The sequence below is a fragment of the Streptomyces sp. NPDC091376 genome (assembly GCF_044757085.1).
Taxonomy (GTDB): Bacteria; Actinomycetota; Actinomycetes; order Streptomycetales; family Streptomycetaceae; genus Streptomyces; species Streptomyces pratisoli.
This window is the reverse complement of record NZ_JBIVUF010000004.1, coordinates 236257-255064: the sequence shown is the minus strand read 5'-3', so window position 1 is coordinate 255064 and position 18808 is coordinate 236257. Positions and strand designations below refer to the sequence as shown.

The window sequence follows — 18808 nt, the reverse complement described above, 5'->3', positions numbered from 1 at the left end:
TACCGGGCCCGTCCGTCGTACGGGTGTCGCCGGCACATCGCCTCGACACATCGACACCCCGATAACCCGACGACCGAGGAGCCCCTGATGGCCCGCATCTCCCTGACCCCGCCCCGTACGCTCTTCCACCGCGCCATGGAGTGGTACTCGACGCGGACGTACGGAAAGGTCCTCGACCCCGCGAAGGCCCTCGGCCACAACCCGAAGGTCCTGCGCGCCGACCTCCGTTTCGAGCTGGCCGTCGCGAAGTGGAACCGGCTGGACGCCGACCTCAAGGGGCTGGCCGTGATGGCGTCGGCGGCCTCCATCGGCTGCAGCTGGTGCATGGACTTCGGCCACTGGGAGAACCAGCGGCGCGGCATGGACGTACAGAAGGTGCGCGACGTGCCCGTGTGGCGGCAGAGCACGGTGTACACCCCGCTGGAGCGGGACGTGATGGAGTACGCGGAGGCGATGACCGCGAATCCGCCGGAGGTGACGGACGAGCTGGCCGAGCGGCTGGTCACGGCGCTGGGCGAGGCGGCGTACGTCGAGCTCACCGCGATGGTGGCGGTGGAGAACCTGCGGTCGCGGATGAACGCCGCGCTCGGGCTCACCAGCCAGGGCTTCAAGGACCTGTGCGAGCTGCCACAGCGGCCGGCCGGCGCGGCCTCCGAGGCGGACAGCGCTTCCGGTGCCCCCGGCGAGCGGCGTTGACATGATTGCGACCCCCTCCAGATACTGACCGACGGTTCAGTTCGAAGCCGTATCCGGAGGCCCCGATGTCCCACCCCAGCCCGCTGGTCTCGCTCACCTGGACGGATCACGTCACCGGGCGCCAGGGCCATCTCGTGGTCGACCGGCTCGTCCGCGGGGTGTGCAGCGGCGGGCTGCGGATGCGCGAGGGCTGCACGCTCGACGAGGTGGCCGGGCTGGCGCGGGGCATGTCCATGAAGGAGGCCCTGCACTACAACCCGCAGGGCCGGTACATCCCGCTCGGCGGGGCGAAGGGCGGCATCGACTGCGACCCGCGCGACCCGGAGGCCTACGGCGTCCTGGTCCGCTATCTGCGCGCGATGCGACCGTACATCGAGCACATGTGGACCACCGGGGAGGACCTCGGGCTCACCCAGGACCTCGTCGACAGGGCCGCCGCCGAGGCCGGCCTCGTCTCGTCCGTGCAGGCCGTGTACCCCTTGCTCGACGACGAGACGGCGGCGCGCGAGAGGCTGGCCGACGCATTCGCCGTCGAGGTCGACGGCATCGGCCTCGACGAGCTGGTCGGCGGCTGCGGGGTCGCCGAGTCGGTGCTCGCCGCGCTGGACCGCGCGGGTGTGCGGCACGAGGGGACCCGGGTCGCCGTGCAGGGCCTCGGCACGATGGGCGGGGCGACCGCGCGCTTCCTGTCCCGGGCGGGGCTCAGGATCGTCGCCGTGGCCGACATCAAGGGGACGATCGCCCACCCGGACGGCCTGGACGTGGAGGCCCTGCTCGCCGCGCGGGACGCCTTCGGGACGGTGGACCGTGCGGCACTTCGGCCCGGCGACCTCGAACTCCCCGGTGACGCCTGGCTGTCCGCCGACGTGGAGGTGCTGGTACCGGCCGCCGTCTCGTATGCCGTCGACCCCGCCAACCAGGCCCTGATCCGGGCGCGTTGGATCGTCGAGGCGGCCAACATGCCGGTCCTCCCGGAAGCGGAGGAGCTGCTCCGGGCACGCGGGATCACCGTACTGCCGGACGTCGTCGTGAACTCCGGCACGAACGCCTGGTGGTGGTGGACCCTCTTCGGCGACATCGGCGCGGACGCGGACGAGGCCTTCGCCTACACACGCCGGTCCATGCGCGCCCTGGTCGACCGGATGCTCACGCGTGCGGAGGCGGACGGCACCACACCCCGCGCCGCGGCCCACGCGATCGTCGCCGACCGGCTTCCGGAGATCGCCGACCGCTTCGGGTGGTACGCCCCCTGACGCCTGCGGGCGGGTCCGCACAGCCTGCCCACCGGCACGCCCGCACACCCGCACGCCCGCACACCCGCACGCCCGCACGCCCGCACGCCCGCACGCGGGATACTTCGATGAGAGGGCCGTCCTCGGAGGCAAGGAGGCCCACGATGAAGTCGGCGGACATGGACACGACGGTGTGGCGGGAGCGCGGTGAGCCCCTGGTCGCCGGCTCAGGCCGCGGGCCGCTGCGCGGGCTGCGGCTGGCGGTGAAGGACCTGTACGCCGTCGCCGGACACCCGATCGGCGCCGGCAACCCGGCATGGCTGGCCGAGGCCGAACCGCAGCCCGCCCACTCCTGGGCGGTGGCGGCCCTGCTGGACGCCGGGGCAGAGGTGACCGGGATCGCCCGGACCGACGAGTTCGCCTACAGCCTCAACGGTACGAACGCGCACTACGGCACTCCGCCCAACCCGGCCGCGCCCGGCCGGGTACCCGGCGGCTCCTCCAGCGGCCCCGCCGCCGCGGTGGCGCTCAGCGAGGCCGACGCCGGTCTCGGGAGCGACACGGCCGGTTCGATCCGGGTGCCCTCCTCGTACTGCGGGCTGTACGGGCTGCGGCCGACCCATGGCGCCGTACCCGTCACCGGAATGCTGCCGCTGGCGCCGTCGTTCGACACCGTCGCCTGGCTCGCGCGGGACGCGGAAACCCTGGCGCGTGTGGGCGACGCCCTCCTGCCGGCCGGCGCAGAGGCCGGGGCCCCGTTCCGTACGGCGCTGGTGGTCGCGGACCTCCTCGCAGTCGCCGAGCCGGGGGTACGTGAGGCCTTCCCCGCGGCGGCTGCGGAACTCGCGGAGCGGGCCGGACTGCACCTCTCACACGTACCGACCCTGGGCGCCGATCCGGCTGACCTCGCCCAGGCGTTCGCGATCGCCCAGGCGGCCGAAGCCTGGGAGTGCGACGGCGACTGGCTGAGTGCCCATCCCGGGGTGCTGGGGCCGGGGATCGGCGCGCGTTTCGCCCGCGCCTCGGAGGTCACCGCCGAGCGCCGGACGATCGCCGAGGCGGCGGTCCACCGGGCGGGCCGCACCCTGCGGGCGGCCCTCCGCGAGGACACGGTGCTGTTGCTGCCCGCGGCGGGCGGCCCCGCTCCGCTCGTCGACGAGTCCCCCGAGCGCAAGTCCGCCCTCCGGGACGCCGCTTTCCGCCTCACCTGCCCGGCGAGCAGCGCGGGCCTCCCGTGTCTGGTGCTGCCGCGGATGTCGGTGGACGGACTCCCCGTCGGCCTCGCGGTGGCCGGTGGCCATGGGACGGACCGGCGCCTGCTGGAGCTCGCCGGCTGATCGCGGGCGGACGACGGCCGTTCGCCTCCACCGGTCAGGTGGAACGGCACGCGGCGCACGCCAAGTCCGCAACGCCGCGCGGGTGGTCGACGGCGCACCGGGCAAGGAGAGACCGGAACACCGGGCGGAGGAGAGCGGAAATCCATGTGTGGATCAGCTACCCCGTTGGCAGGCTGAGTTCATGAACGCACGGTACGACCCCACCGCCGGCCCTTGCGGACCGTCCCGGGGAACGGAGCGGATCGCCACGCCCGTCACCGAGGACCTCCTGCGCGGCGCACTCGAAGTGGAACGCACCGAGCACGGGCTGCTGCCGCACAGGCTGCCCGCCAGGGCCCGCGCCCAGTGCTCCGACGGGCGGCTGGCGATGGCCGAGGCACAGCCGTCCGGCGTACGGCTGGTGTTCCGTACCGAAGCCACCGTCGTCGAGTTGGACACCCTCCGTACCAAGATGGCCTATCGAGGTGCGCCGCCCCGCCCTGACGGCGTGTACGACCTGCTCGTCGACGGCCGTCCGACCGCCCGGGCCGGCACGACGGGCGGGAACGTCCTCATGGTGGACATGGCCGACGGTTCCGCGGAGACCCTGCCCGGCCCGGTCGGCACCGTGCGCTTCCCCCCGCTGGCGGAGGGTGTGAAGGACATCGAGATCTGGCTGCCGCACAACGAGATCACCCAGCTGGTCGCCCTGCGCACCGACGCCCCCGTAGAGCCGGCGCGGGAACGGGGCCGCAGGGTGTGGCTGCACCACGGCAGTTCGATCAGTCACGGCTCCGACGCCGCGAGTCCCACCACGACCTGGCCGGCGCTGGCCGCGTCCCACGGCGACGTGGAACTGATCAACCTCGGTCTGGGCGGCAGCGCCCTGCTCGACCCCTTCACCGCCCGCGCCCTGCGTGACACCCCCGCGGACCTGATCAGCATCAAGATCGGCATCAATCTGGTCAACACCGACCTGATGCGCCTGCGCGCCTTCACCCCGGCGGTGCACGGCTTCCTCGACACCGTCCGAGAAGGACACCCGGCCACGCCACTGCTGGTCGTCTCGCCCCTCTACTGCCCCATCCACGAAGACACCCCGGGCCCCACCGAACCGGACTTCAGCATGCTCCAGGAGGGACGGCTCCGGTTCCGGGCCGCGGGCGATCCCGCCGAGCGGGCCGGTGGGAAGCTGACGCTCAACGTCATCCGGGACGAACTGGCCCGTGTCGTGAAGCAGCGCGCTGCCGACGACCCGAACCTCCACCACCTCGACGGGCGAGCCCTCTACGGCGAGGCGGACTTCGCCGAACTGCCGCTGCCCGACCAGCTCCACCCGGACGCCGCCACCCATCGCCGCATCGGCGAACGCTTCGCCGCCGTGGCCTTCGGCTCCGCCGGACCGTTCGCTGTCCGGCATTCCTGAGACGCCGCTCCACGTCGTGGTCGCCACGGCATAGGGTGACGCCGTGGCGAGAGTCCGGTTGAGCGTGGCGGAGCGGCAGGAAGAGCTGCTGCGGGCCGCCGTGGAGCAGATCGAGGCCCGTGGTGTGGCCGCCCTCCGGATCGCCGACGTCGCCTCGGCCCTCGGGGTGAGCAACGCGCTGGTGCTGTACCACTTCTCGACGAAGGAGAAGCTCGTCGCGGCCGCCTTCACCTATGCCGCGGAGGGGGACCTCGCGCATCTGCGCAAGCTCCTGGGGCGCCGGACGTCGGCGGTACGACGGCTACGGGCCGCGGTCCGCTGGTACGCACCGACCGGGCAGGCCAAGGGATGGCGGCTGTGGATCGAGGGCTGGGCCGCGGCGTTGCGGGAACCCGCGCTGCGCGATGTGTCCCGCGATCTGGACCGGCAGTGGAAGGCGGAGCTGACCGCGGTCATCGCGGAGGGTGCGGCGGCGGGCGAATTCCCCTGCGCGGACCCGGCGTCGGCGGCCTGGCGGCTGACGGCGCTGCTGGACGGTCTGGCCGTGCAGATGACCTCGTACGCGGGCTCGCTCAGCCGCTCCGCCATGCTGGAGTGGGCGGAGGAGGCGCTCGCCCGTGAACTGGGGCTCGACCGCGAGGCGCTGACCCGGCAGAGTGCGTAGCCCACCGAAGGCGCGCAGAAGGGAAGACGGTGTCGGCGCAGCAGCTTACGGATCGGCCGGACCTCGACGTATTGGTGATCGGTGGCAGCGGGGTCGACACGGTGGTCCGTGTCGGATCGCTGCCGGTCCCGCCGGCGGATTCGGTCGGGGTACCGCCGATAGTGGAATGGCCCGGCCAGACGGGCGGCAATGTGGCCCTCGGCTGCCGGGCCCTCGGACTCGGCGTGACCTTCCTGGACTTCATCGGTGACGACCGGCCGGGCGAACAGGTCCGTGAGCGGCTGGCCGACGGGGGTGTGGACTTCGAGCATCTGGTCTCCCCTTCCGGTACGCGGCGTGCGGTGAACCTCGTGGACGCGACGGGCCGCAGGATGTCGTTCTACGACCCCCGCGACTCCGGTGATCTGCGGATGCCGCGCGACTTCTACCTCCCCCATCTCCGGCGGGCCCGCCATGTGCATCTGTCGATCATGGACTTCGCCCGGTTCCTGTACGACGACATCGCGGAGCTCGGGGTGAGCGTGTCGACCGATCTCCACGACTGGGACGGAGTGGACGACTACCACAGGGAGTTCGCGCTGCGATCCGACGTGGTCTTCCTGAGCGCGGCGGGTGCCGGTGGGCGGATCGCGTCGGTGATGCGGGAGATCCTGCGGGAGGGCCGGGCCGAGGCGGTCATCGCGACGGCCGGGGCCGGCGGCTCGTACCTGATGACGCGCGACGGCGGCAGGACCCCGCGTCCCATACCGGCGACGGTGCCGCCCACACCGGTGGTGGACTCCAACGGCGCGGGCGACGCGTACGTCTGCGGTTTCCTCTACGGGCGGCTGGGAGGCCGCCACATCGAGGACTGCGCGAGGCTGGGCGCGGTCGCGGGAGCCTACGCCTGTACGGGCGTGGGCAGTTCGGCGCTGATCGGTCCCGCGGAACTGGCGGCGGCTCAGGTCTGACGCAGCGGGGCGTAGGCCCCGGCGTCCAGGCCGAAGGTCCAGGCGACGCCCTCCTTCGCGCTGCCGGTGGTGGGCGGCACCCGCAGCCAGTAGGTCTTGTGCGTACCGTCGGGCTCCGGCGTGGAGTTGACGACCTCGACCATCGTCACGTCCTCGTCGTCGTCCAGCGCGATGCGCCACAGCACGCCGGTCTCGTCGCGGTGCACGGGCCGCGCCCCCGACTCGGACAGGTAGCGGTCGTAGCCGTAGAACTCGAGCATGACGCGCCGCAGTTCCGCGTTCTCCTCGGCGCGTATCCGCTCCGGGGTCAGGGTGGCCAGTCCGGCGAGGAACGCGGCGGGAACGGTCATTCCACGCCAGGCGTGCAGCTCGAAGCCGTCGGAGAACGCCAGTGCCGGGCCGTCACCGCGGTCCAGCCGGCCGGCTTCGTCGCGGTGCAGTTCCACGGGGCGCTCGCAGATCACCGCGACCTTCTCGAACGGCCACCACCATCCCGCGTGCTCGGCCACCCGGGCCAGGCCCGTGAGCCGGTCGCCGCGGCCTTCGAAGGCGGCGAGCCAGGCCGCGTCGTGCTGGCCCAGCACCGCGTCGAGCAGCACCAGCCGGACCGCCTTCCGCTCGGTGTCCGCCGCCGCTTCGGCGTCCGACGGGGCGAGCGCCGCCGCCTCGTCGGCGCAGGAGTCGGCCACTGCGGCCCGTATCCGCTCGGCGAGGGCGCGCGTGGACTCCCACAGCAGCGCGCCGCTCCTCCCCCACAGTTCGGTCCAGCCCGCGGGGCCGAGTGCGTCGTGCACGCGACGGCGCTCCTCGGCCCAGGGCAGCGTCCTGACCTCCTCACGCACCGAGCGGCCCGCGTCCTCCAGGGATCGCACGGCCGTCGCCCCGGCCCTGGGCGACGCCGCCCACACGAACCGCTCGGGCTCGGCGAGCCCGGCGGTGCGGTAGGCCAGCCGGACGCCTTCCTCCGCGGCCGCCCGGTCGGCCTGCCCGGTCGCCGTCGCCACGGCCCGCCACTTGTCCACGTACTGCATCGAAGCCCCGTCCCCTGATTCCCTGTCATCTGCTGTCAGCCGGCTGTTGCCGATTGCCCGTCGCGCGCGCCCGGCGGCTGCTGCTGCGTCCGATCTCCCCGTGACCGCGGCCGTGCCGCCCGACCGGGCCGACGCCCTCAGTCCGCGACGATCCGCACCGCGCCCGGGATGTACTCCCGCTGGCGCACCACCCGGTACCAGCCCTTGGGCAGCGGTATCGGCGCATGCTCCTCGTGCACCACACGCCCGCCCTCGGGAAGATGGAGGAACATCGGCCCGGCCGAACCCGGTTCACGGAAGAGCCGGCCGGGACCCGTCAGCGCATGGGCGTGACCCGTGACCTCGCCCAGCGCGAGCACGAGCCGCCCGCGGCCGTCCCTCGGCTCCCCCGGCGCGCCCTCGGTGTGCGCCGGGACGGCGTCCTCCGCGACGGGCACGATCAGCACGTCTCCCTGCCGGTACATGGCTCTCCCCTCGGTATCCGGCGCCGAGCGCGCCGGACCTGGAACCGAAGTTAGAGGCAGGGTCTGACAATGACGGGGAGTCGGCTCGACCGGGCCGGCGGGTCAGCCCGTGACCGGCAGCGCCCGGACCCAGGTGCGGTCCTCGGTGAGGTACGTGTCGACGGCGAGCCCCGCCTGTGTCAGTGCGGACTCGAACGCCTCGTCGCTCAGCGGGCAGGACAGGAACGTCTGCGTCCAGCGGGCGTCGGGAAACACGTAGACATCGGGTTCGTCGAGCACCGGAAGACGCTCGTACACCTCGACGGCGCACCCGTCGGGCGTGATCGCTCCCGGTCCGGTACCGCTGTGTCCCCGCCGTGCCGCTCGGTCCATGTCCTCATCGGAACACAGCCGCGTCCACGGGAGAAGAGCGCCCGGCCGGGCCCGGACTTCGCACGGCCCCGCGGCAGACGTTGTCAGTGCCGCTTGGTACAACTTCTCGCACATCAGCCGATCCACGCCGTCCGCTGTCTGGAGCATCGTCATGACCATTGGGGACCACCTGCAGGAGCTGCACGGCCTGCCCGCGTTCGACTTCCCCGGCGCCGACGCGAAGGCGGACGGGCTGCCGGACGCCGCGGCCGTCGCCTGGCGGGTCGGCGTCGACTCGTACGAGAGCGAGGAGGAGTGGGAGGAGGCCTTCGCCCGCTTCACCACCGCTGTCGACCCCACGCAGGTCCGGGCGCTGATCGTCGGCTCCTGGAGCGACGCGTACGACAGCGGTCCCGGCGAGGTCTTCTCCGCGCTGCTCGCCGCGCGCGAGCGGCTGCCGCGGCTGCGCGCCCTGTTCGTCGGTGACATCACCTTCGAGGAGTGCGAGATCTCGTGGATCCACCAGGGCGATGTCACCCCGCTGCTGGGCGGCTTCCCCGAACTGCTGGAGTTCGGTGTTCGCGGCGGCCAGGACCTGGTCTTCGACGCCGTGCGCCACGAGAACCTGCGGACGCTCCGGATCGAGACAGGTGGTCTGCCGGTCCAGGTGGTGCGGGGCGTCGCGGCGAGCGAACTGCCCGCGCTGGAGCACCTGGACCTCTGGCTCGGCACGTCCTGGTACGGCGCCGACGCCGAGATCGCCGATCTGGAGCCGTTCCTCGCCGGCACCCGGCTGCCCCGCCTGCGCCGGCTCGCCCTGCGCAACAGTGAGATCCAGGACGAGATCGCCGCGGCTCTCGCCGCCGCCCCGGTCGTCGAGCGCCTCGACACCCTGGACCTGTCGATGGGCACCCTCGGCGACCGGGGCGCCGCGGCCCTGCTCGAAGGCCAGCCGCTCACCCACCTCAAGAAGCTCGACCTGCATCACCACTTCATCAGCGAGGCGATGGCCGAGCGCATACGCCGGTCCCTCGAACCTGCCGGGGTCGCCATCGACCTCGACGACGAGCAGAAGCCCTGGGACGACGACGAGGACGGCGGCCGTTTCACCGCAGTGGCCGAGTGAGACCGGCCGCACCACAGCGCTTCGCCGTCGTCGGGATCCCGGACAACCGCCGGGTGGCGTTCTTCCGGCGGGCCGTGCGCGCCGCGGGGCTGCCCGAGCCGCGTGTCGTCCCCTGGCTGGACGTTCTGCACGACAGGGCCCGGTTCCTGCCGGGCGAGATCGTACGGATCGACTCCCCCGGTGAGGACCCGGAGGTGGACCTGCTGCTGCGCGGCGCCGAGGACCCGGCCAGGGTCGAGGGCACCGGCCGCTGGTACGCCCGCTTCACGCAGGCCGTCCGGTCCGTGGCGCAGGCCGTGGAGACGGCGGGCGGCACACTGCTCGACGACGCGGCCGACGTCGCCGTGCTGTTCGACAAGCGGCTGTGCCATGAGCGGCTCGGGTCCGCCGGGGTGGCGGTGCCGCCGTCGCCCACCTCGGGGGCCGCGGCTCCTGTCGTGCGCGGCTGGGACGACGTGCGTGCGGTGCTCGGCCGGCCGTGTTTCCAGCGTGTGTTCGTGAAGCTCGCCCATGGTTCCTCCGCCTCGGGTGTCCTCGCGGTGGAAGTCGCCGGCGGTGGCCGGATCCGGGCGACCACCTCGGTCGAACGGACGCCGGACGGGCGGCTGTTCAACTCGCTCCGGCTCCGCCGCTACACGGGGGAGTCCGAGATCGCCGCGATCGTGGACACGCTCGCGCCCGACGGTCTGCACATCGAGCGCTGGCTGCCCAAGGCCCTCCAGCACGGCAGGGCCGCCGATCTGCGCGTCGTGGTCGTCGCCGGCCGGGCGACCCACGCCGTCGTACGGACCAGTCGCTCGCCGCTCACCAATCTGCATCTGGGCGGCCTGCGGGGCGATCTGGCCGAGGCCGGGACGGCCGTCCGGGCCGCGGGACGCAGCTGGCGCGACGACGTGCTGGGCCTGGCCGAGAGGGCGGCCGCCCTCTTCCCGGAGACCTTGTGCGTCGGCGTCGATCTGCTGCCGGCCACCGGCTGGCGCAGGTTCGCCGTCGGCGAGGTCAACGCGTTCGGCGATCTGCTGCCCGGACTCACGGGGCTGCCCGGCAGTGGCGCCGAGGGCCTCGACACGTATGCGGCCCAGGTCGCCGCCGCCCTTCCACCGCACCACGAGGAACAGCCATGCACCACTCAGCCGCTCACGGCAGGTCCGGCATGACCCCGACGCACGGGCCGGACGTCCCCGCCGGGACGAGCACGACGATCGACATGTCGTCCGTCGTCGGCACGGACGATCTGCTGCTCGTCACGCTCGACACCCTCCGCTTCGACGTCGCGGAGGAGCTCGCGGCGGCCGGCCGCATCCCGAACCTGGCGCGCCATCTGCCCGGCGGCGTCTGGGAGCGGCGGCACGCCCCGGGCAGCTTCACCTACGCCTCGCACCAGGCGATCTTCGCCGGCTTCCTGCCGACACCGGCAGCGCCCGGTCCCCATCCACGACTGTTCGCCGCGCGCTTCGCGGGAAGTGAGACGACCGCCGAGGGCACGTTCGTGTACGACACACCCGACCTGGTCTCCGGACTCGCGGAGGCCGGGTACCGGACCGTGTGCGTGGGCGGTGTCGGGTTCTTCAACCGGCAGGGCCCGCTGGGCTCCGTGCTGCCGGGGCTGTTCCAGGACAGCCACTGGGAGCCGGAGTTCGGCGTGGCCTCCCCCACCTCCTTCGAGTCCCAGGTCGACCGGGCGGAGAAGGTGATCGCCTCGCTCCCGCACGGCCGGCGGCTGTTCCTGTTCGTCAATGTGTCCGCGCTGCACCAGCCCAACTGGTTCCATCTGCCCGGCGCGACCCGCGAGAGCGGCGACTCGCGCGAGACCCATGCCGCCGCGCTGGAGTACGTCGACCGGCACATCGGCCGGCTCTTCGCCGCCGCCGGCAGCCGGCGTCGCTGCTTGGCCATCGTCTGTTCCGACCACGGCACGGCGTACGGCGACGACGGCTACACCGGACACCGGCTCGGCCACGAGGTCGTCTGGACCGTTCCGTACGCGCAGTTCTTCCTGCCCGGCCCCGGCCCGGCGGAGGGCGCCCGATGAACGCGAGCACGACGATGAGCACGAGCACCGACACGAACGTGATCCGTCCGTACCAGAGTTACGTCTACGCCTACCCGCACAAGACGTCCTACCGTCCGCTGCCGGACCGGCCCGTGCTGCGCGAGCTGTGGAGCCCCGAGCCCAAGGACGCGCTCTCCCTCTACCTCCACATCCCGTTCTGCGAGGTCCGCTGCGGCTTCTGCAACCTCTTCACGCGGATCGGCGCCCCGGACGAACTGACCACGCGCTATCTCGACGCGCTGGAGCGACAGGCCCAGGCCGTCCGTGACGCCCTCGGCGACACGGGCATGGACAAGGTCACGGACAGCGTCGCGGGCACCGGCCCGGTCCGTTTCGCCGCCGCCGCGTTCGGCGGCGGCACACCGACCTTCCTCACCGCCGGGGAGCTGGAGCGGCTCTGCGACATCGCGGAGCAGCGGATGGGCGCAGACCTGCGCGCGGTGCCGTTCTCGGTGGAGACCTCACCGGCCACCGCGACCGCCGACCGGCTCGCCGTACTCGCCGAGCGCGGGACGACCCGGCTGAGCATCGGCGTCCAGAGCTTCGTCGACGACGAGGCGAGGGCCGCCGTTCGCCCGCAGCGGCGCGCCGATGTCGAGGCCGCGCTCTCCCGCATCCGGGACGCCGCGATCCCCGTCCTCAACATCGACCTGATCTACGGCATCGACGGCCAGACGGAGGCGACCTGGCGCCGTTCGCTCGACGCGGCGCTCGCCTGGCGGCCCGAGGAGCTGTATCTGTACCCCCTCTATGTGCGACCGTTGACAGGGCTCGGACGCCTCGACGGCACGGGTACGGATCCGGGGACCGGCACCGACCTCGACACCGTCTGGGACGAGCAGCGGCTGCGTCTGTACCGGTTCGGCCGTGAGCACCTGCTGGCGAACGGGTACGAGCAGGTGTCGATGCGCATGTTCCGCCGCACCGGCGGCCCGGACGCGGCACTCGGCGGCCCGGACGACCACGCCTGCCAGACCGACGGCATGATCGGCCTCGGCTGCGGGGCCCGTTCGTACACCTCGGGGCTGCACTACTCCTTCGACTACGCCGTCGACATGCGCCGGATACGCACGATCATCGACGACTACACGGCCACGGAGGACTTCACCCGTGCCGAGGTCGGCCGGCGGATCGACACCGACGAGGCGCGCCGCCGCCATCTGCTCCAGTCGCTGTTGCAGGCCCGGGGGATGGAGGTGGCCGAGTACCGGACACGGTTCGGCACCGCGCCGGCGGACGACTTCCCGGCCGAGCTGGCCGCCTTCGCCGATCGCGGCTGGCTGGAGGAGAACGGCGGACTGCTGCGGCTCACTGCGGAGGGGCTGGCGTACTCCGACGCCCTGGGCCCCGCGTTGTTCTCCCCCGCCGTACGGGCCGCGATGGCCGCGTACGAGGCGAAGTGAGGCGCACATGGACCTGACCGTGCTGTACCGGGGGCCGCTGGCCTCCTGCGACTACGACTGCCCCTACTGCCCGTTCGCCAAGCGCCGTGACAGCCGGGAGCAGCTGCGGGCCGACCGTGACGCGCTGGAGCGGTTCGCGGGCTGGGCGGCGGCGCGGCAGGCGGAGGACCGGCTGTCGGTGCTCTTCACGCCCTGGGGCGAGGGCCTGGTGCGCTCCTGGTACCGGCGCACGCTGGCCGAGCTGTCCCGGCTGCCGCACATCCGCCGCGTCGCCGTCCAGACGAACCTGAGCTGCCGTACGGACTGGCTGGCGGAAGCCGATCCGGAGACCCTGGCGCTGTGGTGCACGTACCACCCGGGTCAGACGCCCTACGACCGCTTCCTCGGCAAGTGCCGTGAACTGTCGGCGCGCGGCATCAGGTTCAGTGTCGGGATCGTCGGCTTCGAGGAGCATCTTGAGGCCGCCCGCCGGCTGCGGGCCGATCTCCCGGGGCACGTCTATCTGTGGGTCAACGCGGCGGAGGGGCGTGACTACACGGACGAGGAGGCCGCCCGCTGGACGGCGCTCGACCCGCTCTTCCCGTACAGCCGCCATCCGCACCGCTCGGCCGGTCTGCCGTGCCGTACGGGCGAGTCGGTGATCTCGGTCGACGGTGACGGGACGGTGCGGCGCTGCCACTTCGTCCCGGCCGAGCTGGGCAATCTCTACGACGGCTCGTACCGGGCGGCGCTGCGGCCGCGCGCCTGCCCGCTCGCGGTGTGCGACTGTCACATCGGCTATGTCCATCTGGAGTCGCTGCCGCTATACGACGTGTTCGCGGGCGGGGTCCTGGAGAGGATCCCCGCCTCCGTGTAAGAGACGTGCCCGGAGAGATGGAACTCAGAGCGGAAGCAGGTCCGGGCGCTTGGGCTCCACATGGTCACCGGACGATTCGCCCCGCAGCCGACGGCCGATCCATGGCACGAGGTACTCGCGCGCCCACTGGATGTCGTCGCGGCGGACTTCGAGCGTGCCGCGCGGCGGCAGCGGCGGCCACGGCTGGTCCGGGTCTGCGGGCACGTCCAGGCCGAGCACCTGGGCGGCGCGCAGTGCCACACGCGTGTGGCCCTCGGCCGAGAGGTGCAGCCGGTCGTCGTCCCAGGCACGTCTGTCCTGGACGGACTTGAGCGACCAGAGGTCGAGGACGGGGCAGTCGTAGCGGTCGGCGATGGCGCGGACGTGCGCGGTGTACGTGGCGATCTTGCCGCGCAGATGGCGCAGGACGGGCACGTCGCGGGTGTCGAACCCCGTCGTCACCATGACGGTGCCGACGGAGGCGGCGAGTTCGGCGACCGCCCGTTCGAAGCGCTCCGCGACGTCGTCCGGGTCGCTGCCCGGCCGGATGATGTCGTTGCCGCCCGCGCAGAACGTCACCAGATCGGGGGCGAGTTCCTTCGCTCGCGGGACCTGTTCCTCGACGATCTGGTCCAGGAGCCTGCCGCGTACGGCGAGATTGGCGTAGCGGAAGGTGTGTTCCGGCACGCGGTCGTCCAGCAGGACCGCGAGGCGGTCCGCCCATCCGACGAACTGTCCGCCGGGTCCCGCGTCTCCGACCCCCTCGGTGAAACTGTCACCGATCGCCGCGTACGACCCGAATGAGCCCTTTGTTCTTGATCGCGAATCGTCTGCCACGTCGAGTCATCTTTCCTGGTGAGAAGTGACCTACGCCACCGTAGGGAGGGGTTGACGGGGCGTGATATAGACCACCAGGTCAGTTTTCGGCAAAGCGGGAATAGGCGGGGACCCGTAAAGACGCGGGCGTCCGCCGGCCCCTGCGCGGGGCCGGCGGACGGAGTTGCGCGGCGTCGGGTTCGGGACGCCGCGTCAGGTTCGGGACGCGCGTCAGATCGAGACACCGTGCTGGCGCAGGTAGGCCAGCGGGTCGATGTCCGAGCCGTAGCTCGGGCTCGTGCGGATCTCGAAGTGAAGGTGCGGACCGGAGGAGTTGCCGGTGGAGCCGGACAGCCCGATCTGCTGGCCGCCGGTGACACCGTCACCGGACGCGACGGACAGCTGGGAGAGATGGGCGTACTGCGAGTACGTTCCGTCGCCGTGCTTGATGACGACCTCGTTGCCGTACGCACCGCTCCAGCCGGCCGAGACGACGGTGCCCGGGCCGACCGACTTCACGGACGTACCCGTGGAGGCGACGAAGTCGACACCGGTGTGGTAGCCGCTGGACCACATGGAACCGGCGGTCTTGTACGCGGTGCCGATGCCACTGGTGACCGGGGCGAAGAAGCCCGAGGGCGCGGGGGCCTGGGCAGCGGCCGGAGCGGCCGCGGCACCGGCGGCGCGGTCGGCGGTGCGGGAGGCACGCTCGACGGAAGCGGCCGGCTTCTCGGCCTTCACGACCTTCTCCGCCTTCACGGCCTTCTCGGCCTTGGCGGCGGCCTTGTCGGCAGGCGCCTTCTTGGCGGGGGCCGCGGCCTTCCGCTCGGGCTTCGGCTGGACCTTCGCCTCACCCTGGGCCTTCGCCTTGCCGCCGAGGACGAGCTTCAGACCCGGGTGGATCAGCGAGGGGTCCGTACCGACGGCGGCGCGATTGTCGGCGTACAGCTTCTTCCAGCCGCCGCTGACGTTGTGCTCATCGGCGATCTTGGAGAGGTAGTCACCGGCCACGACCGTGTACGGCTTCGGCGCCTTGGGAGCCTGCGGCGCCTGCGGGGTGACGGCCTTGTGAGCGACCGAGGCGACCTGCTCGGGAATCGCGACGGGCGCGGACTTCTCGGCGGCGTGCGCACCGGCGGCGCCCATGAGCGGGAGCGCGATGGCGGCCCCGCCCGTTCCCGCGGCGACGAATCCGCGCGTGAACGGGCTGGTCCTCGGACGACGATGCTTACCCTTACCGGGCATGGCCAATTCCTCTCCGCCGCCTGCGAGGTGAGCTGTCGGGTTCGGGCTGGAGCTGCCCGGCCGCGCGACTCGCGCGACTTCACCCCAAGCCGTCCGGGGCTCCGGACGGCGTACTACCTGGGTCCCCCGCTCCTGCCACACGTGGGTGGGTGCGATATTCCGGACGGCGGCAGGATTGGGCGTTCCGACCGGATTGCGGTGACCGTAAGCGAGCCGGGTCGAAGTGAACAAGCCGTCTATTCCCCCCGGGAATCCCCCTACCGGATATCAGCGCACATTTCCCGGTCACGCTGCGTGGATTACGGATCTTCGATTCCCCCGGGAACAAGGGAGTTCGACCGCGGTGCACCACCACAGAACGTCACGGATATGATCCCGCTCACGGACGGATCCCCATCCCCTATTCAACCGGGGCGCGTTATACAAAAACACCCAATCCGGACACATCGCCCATTAGCGACAGAATGCAGCCAATGGCGCGCCCGGCCACGAAAAGGTGGCCCCTTTCCGTATGTGGAACCAATTCCGAACAACAGGTGAATTCGGCAATTCGACCGACGCTCCCCGGAACTCGCCACGGCACAGGCCGAGTTGTCCTCGAACCCGGTCGAGGACCTCCGCCCGGCGTCCCGTCAGGCCCGCTGTCCCGTCAGACCCGGCGCCCCCGTCAGACCCGGCGGGGCAGGCGGAGGACCATCGCGTCGAGGTCACCGCTGAGGCCGGTGGAGAAGCCGTGATGGAGGAGGACGGCGCCACGGTGGAGGCTGCCGGTGTCCAGGCACACGTACTCCGCCGGCCAGGCACCGTACTCTGCCGACGGGTCGAGTCCGCGCAGCGGGAGCCGCGGCGGACGCTCGCCGTGGCACTGGGCCTGCAGCCAGGCCAGTACGACGGCCTCGTCCCCGCGCGGATACGGCACCGCGCTCAGCCCGCCCTCCGGCGGCCGCAGCCGGTACAGCTCGCCGTGCTGGACGACCGGTCTGATCTTCTTGTAGAGCTCCACCCAGTCACGCGCCTCGGTCAGCGCGTCCTCGCTCCATGCGGTGAGGTCGCCGCCGATGCCGAGCACCCCGGCCATGGCGCTCACGAACCGGAAGCGCGCGGGCCGGACGAACCGGGGGCCGCCCTCGACGGGATACTCCTCGTGCCCGTCGAGCGGCGACTCGAGGGCCAGGAGGGAGGAAGCGGGTCCGCCGCGAGCGCCTCGGCGTCGGCCGGGCCGATCCGCGGTCCCCAGTGCAGATGCAGCAGCTCGTCCCGGTCGGTGAGGAGCAGCGCATAGCTGCTCGTCATCCCGGACAGAACCCAGATGCGACCGTCACCAACCGCCTCGATCACCCAGACCCCTCAAATTCGCACACGTCCGCACATCATCGGGCGCAATTCATCAGCGGGGCAACGGCCTTGCGGCCATGGGCCGAGATACTTGCCTGAGGAATCGATGTCGTAGGGTCAGCAGCGCGCCCCTTTGTCGGCGAGCAGCGCCGACCGCAGACACGGAGGAGCCCCCGTGACGCAGCAGCTGCCCCAGACCCCGCCGACCGAGCCCGAGCTGTCCGGGGTTCGCAACTTCCGGGACGTGGGCGGACTGCCGACCGTCGACGGGCACCGGACGCGCTACGGACGGCTCTTCCGCAGCGGCCATCTCGCGCACGCGACCGGCAGCGACGCCGCCTTCCTCGGCTCGCTCGGGCTCCACACGATCTTCGACTTCCGCAATGCGGCGGACCACAAGCTGGAGGGCCCGGACGTCGAGCTGCCCGGTGTGCGCAACGTGAACATCCCGCTGTCCGACCCGGCAGACGGCGCGGAGTTCTGGCGGATGGTCCGCGACGGTGATCTCGACCAGCTGAAGACGATCCTCGCCGACGGCAAGGCCGCCGGCCGGATGACCGCCTCCTACCGCACGATCATCAAGGAGCGCACCGCCGAGCACAGCCGGGTGCTGCACGCGCTGGCGCAGGACAGCGTGCCGGCGCTGATGCACTGTGCGGCGGGCAAGGACCGGGCGGGCCTGTCGATCGCGATCTCACTGCTGGCCGTGGGTGTCGAGCGGGAGGCGATCGAGGCCGACTACCTCAAGTCGAACGACCCGCACCGGCGCTACAAGGTGCGCCGCAGCGACACCTCACCGGCCGGGATGTCGCCGGAGGTGATGGAGCTGCTCAGCCCGCTGTTCGACGCCCGGGCCGAGTATCTGGCGGCGGCGTTCGCGACCATGGACGAGGTCTGGGGCGGCACGGAGCGCTACCTCTCCGAGGGACTGAAGCTCGCGCCCGAGACGCGTGAGCGGCTGCGTGAGCGGCTGCTCGACGGCTCGGTCTGAGCCTCGCCCGGTGACGGGCCGGGTCACTCGCCGCCCACGGTGAACAGCAGATAGAGGAAGGCCGCGAACAGGTGGCCCGCCACCAGGTAGGCGAAGAGGCGGACGACCAGTCCGACCGGGAACTTCGTCTCCTGGTTCGATGAGGTCTTCTTGGACATGACGCGTCTCCTCTAGGCGTGCGGGTGGGCATGCGGGTCGGGGCTCTGCAGCAGCGTGTGGACGAAGAGCAGCTCGGCGCCCTCATGGGTGACGGCGGCGATGCGGTGCGGGGTGAGCGAGTCGAAGTGGGCGCTGTCCCCCGGCTCCAGCTCGTGGACGGTGTCGCCGAGGCCGACCCGCAGCCGCCCTTCGAGCACGTGGAGCCACTCCTCGCCCGGATGGACCCGCACCAGATCGCCCTGGGCGCCGTACGGGACGTGCACCCGCAGGGCCTGCATGGCCCGCCCGCGGCCCCCGGCCTGCCGGTACGTCCAGCCGTCGGCCTCCGCCGGTCCCATCCGGCCGCCGCGGATGATCGCGTCACGCTCCGGCGCCTGCTCGCCGAGAAGCTCCGAGACCGTCGTACCGTAGGTACGGGCGAGAGTGAGGAGCATGGGCAGCGACGGCTGCCGGTTGCCCGTCTCCAGCCGGGAGAGATGGGCGGGCGAGAGGCCCGCCCGCTGGGCGGCAGCCTCCAGTGTGAGACCGCGACGGCGGCGCAGCGCGCGCAGCCGGGGTGCGACGTCCGGCAGGTCGTCCGCCGCCTCGCCGGCGGACGGGCCGGGAGACTGTCCTGAGGGATGGCTCATGACCCCATTGGGCCAGGAGTTTTCCTCCGAGGCAAACTTATTGCCCCGGAGGCAAAAGCGCGCGGGCTGTACGAGGCCCGCGCGCC

The 18808-nt window shown here is 72.1% G+C and carries 20 protein-coding genes, 1 pseudogene and 1 riboswitch; of the genes and pseudogenes, 12 read left to right on the top strand and 9 right to left on the bottom strand.

Translation table 11 applies throughout. The annotated features are described in order from the left end of the window. Positions 1 to 87: 87 nt before the first annotated feature. The 6 genes from ACIQMR_RS11230 to ACIQMR_RS11205 all read left to right on the top strand — a co-directional run bounded on the left by ACIQMR_RS11230 (position 88) and on the right by ACIQMR_RS11205 (position 6284). Positions 88 to 696, top strand: a complete 609-nt coding sequence (locus tag ACIQMR_RS11230; protein WP_401385137.1) for a carboxymuconolactone decarboxylase family protein — start codon at positions 88 to 90, stop codon at positions 694 to 696. Positions 697 to 761: 65 nt separating this feature from the next. Next, the gene (locus ACIQMR_RS11225; protein WP_401385136.1) at positions 762 to 1949 is read left to right on the top strand and encodes a Glu/Leu/Phe/Val dehydrogenase dimerization domain-containing protein; all 1188 of its coding nucleotides are present in this window, start codon (positions 762 to 764) and stop codon (positions 1947 to 1949) included. A 143-nt stretch (positions 1950 to 2092) separates the two neighbouring features. Beyond that, the gene (locus ACIQMR_RS11220; RefSeq protein ID WP_401385135.1) at positions 2093 to 3265 is read left to right on the top strand and encodes an amidase; all 1173 of its coding nucleotides are present in this window, start codon (positions 2093 to 2095) and stop codon (positions 3263 to 3265) included. Positions 3266 to 3446: 181 nt separating this feature from the next. After that, entirely contained in the window at positions 3447 to 4670 is a 1224-nt protein-coding gene (locus ACIQMR_RS11215) for a GDSL-type esterase/lipase family protein (protein ID WP_401385134.1), read from the top strand. A gap of 43 nt (positions 4671 to 4713) precedes the next feature. Further along, positions 4714 to 5334, top strand: coding sequence for a TetR/AcrR family transcriptional regulator (locus tag ACIQMR_RS11210; protein ID WP_266385873.1), 621 nt, complete (start codon positions 4714 to 4716; stop codon positions 5332 to 5334). Between the two features lie 29 nt (positions 5335 to 5363). After that, positions 5364 to 6284, top strand: coding sequence for a carbohydrate kinase family protein (locus ACIQMR_RS11205; protein ID WP_401385133.1), 921 nt, complete (start codon positions 5364 to 5366; stop codon positions 6282 to 6284). On the opposite strand, the gene ACIQMR_RS11200 is transcribed toward ACIQMR_RS11205, so the two are convergent. The 3 genes from ACIQMR_RS11200 to ACIQMR_RS11190 all read right to left on the bottom strand — a co-directional run bounded on the left by ACIQMR_RS11200 (position 6275) and on the right by ACIQMR_RS11190 (position 8151). Continuing rightward, positions 6275 to 7315 carry a DUF6745 domain-containing protein gene (locus tag ACIQMR_RS11200; RefSeq protein WP_401385132.1) on the bottom strand — a complete coding sequence of 347 codons (1041 nt, stop codon included), beginning with the start codon at positions 7313 to 7315 and terminating at the stop codon, positions 6275 to 6277. The genes ACIQMR_RS11205 and ACIQMR_RS11200 overlap by 10 nt on opposite strands. Positions 7316 to 7452: 137 nt before the next feature. After that, positions 7453 to 7779, bottom strand: coding sequence for a hypothetical protein (locus ACIQMR_RS11195; RefSeq protein ID WP_266385880.1), 327 nt, complete (start codon positions 7777 to 7779; stop codon positions 7453 to 7455). A gap of 102 nt (positions 7780 to 7881) precedes the next feature. After that, positions 7882 to 8151 carry a hypothetical protein gene (locus ACIQMR_RS11190; RefSeq protein ID WP_401385131.1) on the bottom strand — a complete coding sequence of 90 codons (270 nt, stop codon included), beginning with the start codon at positions 8149 to 8151 and terminating at the stop codon, positions 7882 to 7884. A gap of 151 nt (positions 8152 to 8302) precedes the next feature. Here ACIQMR_RS11190 and ACIQMR_RS11185 point away from each other — a divergent pair, with 151 nt between their 5' ends. From ACIQMR_RS11185 to ACIQMR_RS11165, 5 genes are read left to right on the top strand one after another with little or no spacing between them, the layout of a single operon-like run. Continuing rightward, positions 8303 to 9256 carry an STM4015 family protein gene (locus tag ACIQMR_RS11185; RefSeq protein WP_401385130.1) on the top strand — a complete coding sequence of 318 codons (954 nt, stop codon included), beginning with the start codon at positions 8303 to 8305 and terminating at the stop codon, positions 9254 to 9256. After that, complete coding sequence (locus tag ACIQMR_RS11180) at positions 9253 to 10413, top strand: STM4014 family protein (protein WP_401385129.1); 1161 nt, start codon at positions 9253 to 9255, stop codon at positions 10411 to 10413. The genes ACIQMR_RS11185 and ACIQMR_RS11180 overlap by 4 nt, the downstream gene beginning before the upstream one ends. Before the next feature lie 50 nt (positions 10414 to 10463). Next, the gene (locus ACIQMR_RS11175; RefSeq protein ID WP_401385336.1) at positions 10464 to 11288 is read left to right on the top strand and encodes an STM4013/SEN3800 family hydrolase; all 825 of its coding nucleotides are present in this window, start codon (positions 10464 to 10466) and stop codon (positions 11286 to 11288) included. Continuing rightward, positions 11285 to 12712: an STM4012 family radical SAM protein gene (locus tag ACIQMR_RS11170; RefSeq protein WP_401385128.1), complete on the top strand. Its 1428-nt coding sequence runs from the start codon at positions 11285 to 11287 to the stop codon at positions 12710 to 12712. Before ACIQMR_RS11175 ends, ACIQMR_RS11170 begins: the two co-directional genes overlap by 4 nt. 7 nt (positions 12713 to 12719) lie before the next feature. After that, complete coding sequence (locus tag ACIQMR_RS11165) at positions 12720 to 13568, top strand: STM4011 family radical SAM protein (RefSeq protein WP_401385127.1); 849 nt, start codon at positions 12720 to 12722, stop codon at positions 13566 to 13568. Positions 13569 to 13592: 24 nt separating this feature from the next. Here the strand turns inward: ACIQMR_RS11165 and ACIQMR_RS11160 are convergent, their stop codons facing one another. From ACIQMR_RS11160 to ACIQMR_RS11145, 4 genes and pseudogenes are all read right to left on the bottom strand, one after another. Next, complete coding sequence (locus tag ACIQMR_RS11160; protein ID WP_401385126.1) at positions 13593 to 14384, bottom strand: SGNH/GDSL hydrolase family protein; 792 nt, start codon at positions 14382 to 14384, stop codon at positions 13593 to 13595. 210 nt (positions 14385 to 14594) lie between these two features. Next, positions 14595 to 15608, bottom strand: a complete 1014-nt coding sequence (locus ACIQMR_RS11155; protein WP_401385125.1) for a peptidoglycan DD-metalloendopeptidase family protein — start codon at positions 15606 to 15608, stop codon at positions 14595 to 14597. Positions 15609 to 15612: 4 nt separating this feature from the next. After that, a riboswitch (cyclic di-AMP (ydaO/yuaA leader) is annotated at positions 15613 to 15766 on the bottom strand. Between the two features lie 509 nt (positions 15767 to 16275). Further along, positions 16276 to 16719: pseudogene (locus ACIQMR_RS11150) on the bottom strand (GH36 C-terminal domain-containing protein); the annotation flags it as partial. After that, positions 16692 to 16901, bottom strand: coding sequence for a hypothetical protein (locus ACIQMR_RS11145; protein WP_401385124.1), 210 nt, complete (start codon positions 16899 to 16901; stop codon positions 16692 to 16694). The pseudogene ACIQMR_RS11150 and the gene ACIQMR_RS11145, both read right to left, overlap by 28 nt. A 217-nt stretch (positions 16902 to 17118) precedes the next feature. On the opposite strand from ACIQMR_RS11145, the gene ACIQMR_RS11140 reads away from it, so the two are divergent. After that, positions 17119 to 17934, top strand: a complete 816-nt coding sequence (locus ACIQMR_RS11140; RefSeq protein WP_401385123.1) for a tyrosine-protein phosphatase — start codon at positions 17119 to 17121, stop codon at positions 17932 to 17934. Positions 17935 to 17957: 23 nt separating this feature from the next. Here the strand turns inward: ACIQMR_RS11140 and ACIQMR_RS11135 are convergent, their stop codons facing one another. Further along, complete coding sequence (locus tag ACIQMR_RS11135; protein ID WP_401385122.1) at positions 17958 to 18092, bottom strand: DUF6126 family protein; 135 nt, start codon at positions 18090 to 18092, stop codon at positions 17958 to 17960. Positions 18093 to 18104: 12 nt separating this feature from the next. After that, positions 18105 to 18722: a helix-turn-helix domain-containing protein gene (locus ACIQMR_RS11130; RefSeq protein WP_401385121.1), complete on the bottom strand. Its 618-nt coding sequence runs from the start codon at positions 18720 to 18722 to the stop codon at positions 18105 to 18107. Positions 18723 to 18808: the final 86 nt, after the last annotated feature.

What these genes read in the sequence shown, in the direction of transcription:
- ACIQMR_RS11230 (WP_401385137.1), top strand. Translation starts at nt 88, where the DNA reads ATGGCCCGCATCTCCCTGACCCCGCCCCGTACGCTCTTCCACCGCGCC.
- ACIQMR_RS11225 (WP_401385136.1), top strand. Translation starts at nt 762, where the DNA reads ATGTCCCACCCCAGCCCGCTGGTCTCGCTCACCTGGACGGATCACGTC.
- ACIQMR_RS11220 (WP_401385135.1), top strand. Translation starts at nt 2,093, where the DNA reads ATGAAGTCGGCGGACATGGACACGACGGTGTGGCGGGAGCGCGGTGAG.
- ACIQMR_RS11215 (WP_401385134.1), top strand. Translation starts at nt 3,447, where the DNA reads ATGAACGCACGGTACGACCCCACCGCCGGCCCTTGCGGACCGTCCCGG.
- ACIQMR_RS11200 (WP_401385132.1), bottom strand. Translation starts at nt 7,315, where the DNA reads ATGCAGTACGTGGACAAGTGGCGGGCCGTGGCGACGGCGACCGGGCAG.
- ACIQMR_RS11195 (WP_266385880.1), bottom strand. Translation starts at nt 7,779, where the DNA reads ATGTACCGGCAGGGAGACGTGCTGATCGTGCCCGTCGCGGAGGACGCC.
- ACIQMR_RS11190 (WP_401385131.1), bottom strand. Translation starts at nt 8,151, where the DNA reads ATGGACCGAGCGGCACGGCGGGGACACAGCGGTACCGGACCGGGAGCG.
- ACIQMR_RS11185 (WP_401385130.1), top strand. Translation starts at nt 8,303, where the DNA reads ATGACCATTGGGGACCACCTGCAGGAGCTGCACGGCCTGCCCGCGTTC.
- ACIQMR_RS11175 (WP_401385336.1), top strand. Translation starts at nt 10,464, where the DNA reads ATGTCGTCCGTCGTCGGCACGGACGATCTGCTGCTCGTCACGCTCGAC.
- ACIQMR_RS11170 (WP_401385128.1), top strand. Translation starts at nt 11,285, where the DNA reads ATGAACGCGAGCACGACGATGAGCACGAGCACCGACACGAACGTGATC.
- ACIQMR_RS11165 (WP_401385127.1), top strand. Translation starts at nt 12,720, where the DNA reads ATGGACCTGACCGTGCTGTACCGGGGGCCGCTGGCCTCCTGCGACTAC.
- ACIQMR_RS11155 (WP_401385125.1), bottom strand. Translation starts at nt 15,608, where the DNA reads ATGCCCGGTAAGGGTAAGCATCGTCGTCCGAGGACCAGCCCGTTCACG.
- ACIQMR_RS11145 (WP_401385124.1), bottom strand. Translation starts at nt 16,901, where the DNA reads ATGACGAGCAGCTATGCGCTGCTCCTCACCGACCGGGACGAGCTGCTG.
- ACIQMR_RS11135 (WP_401385122.1), bottom strand. Translation starts at nt 18,092, where the DNA reads ATGTCCAAGAAGACCTCATCGAACCAGGAGACGAAGTTCCCGGTCGGA.
- ACIQMR_RS11130 (WP_401385121.1), bottom strand. Translation starts at nt 18,722, where the DNA reads ATGAGCCATCCCTCAGGACAGTCTCCCGGCCCGTCCGCCGGCGAGGCG.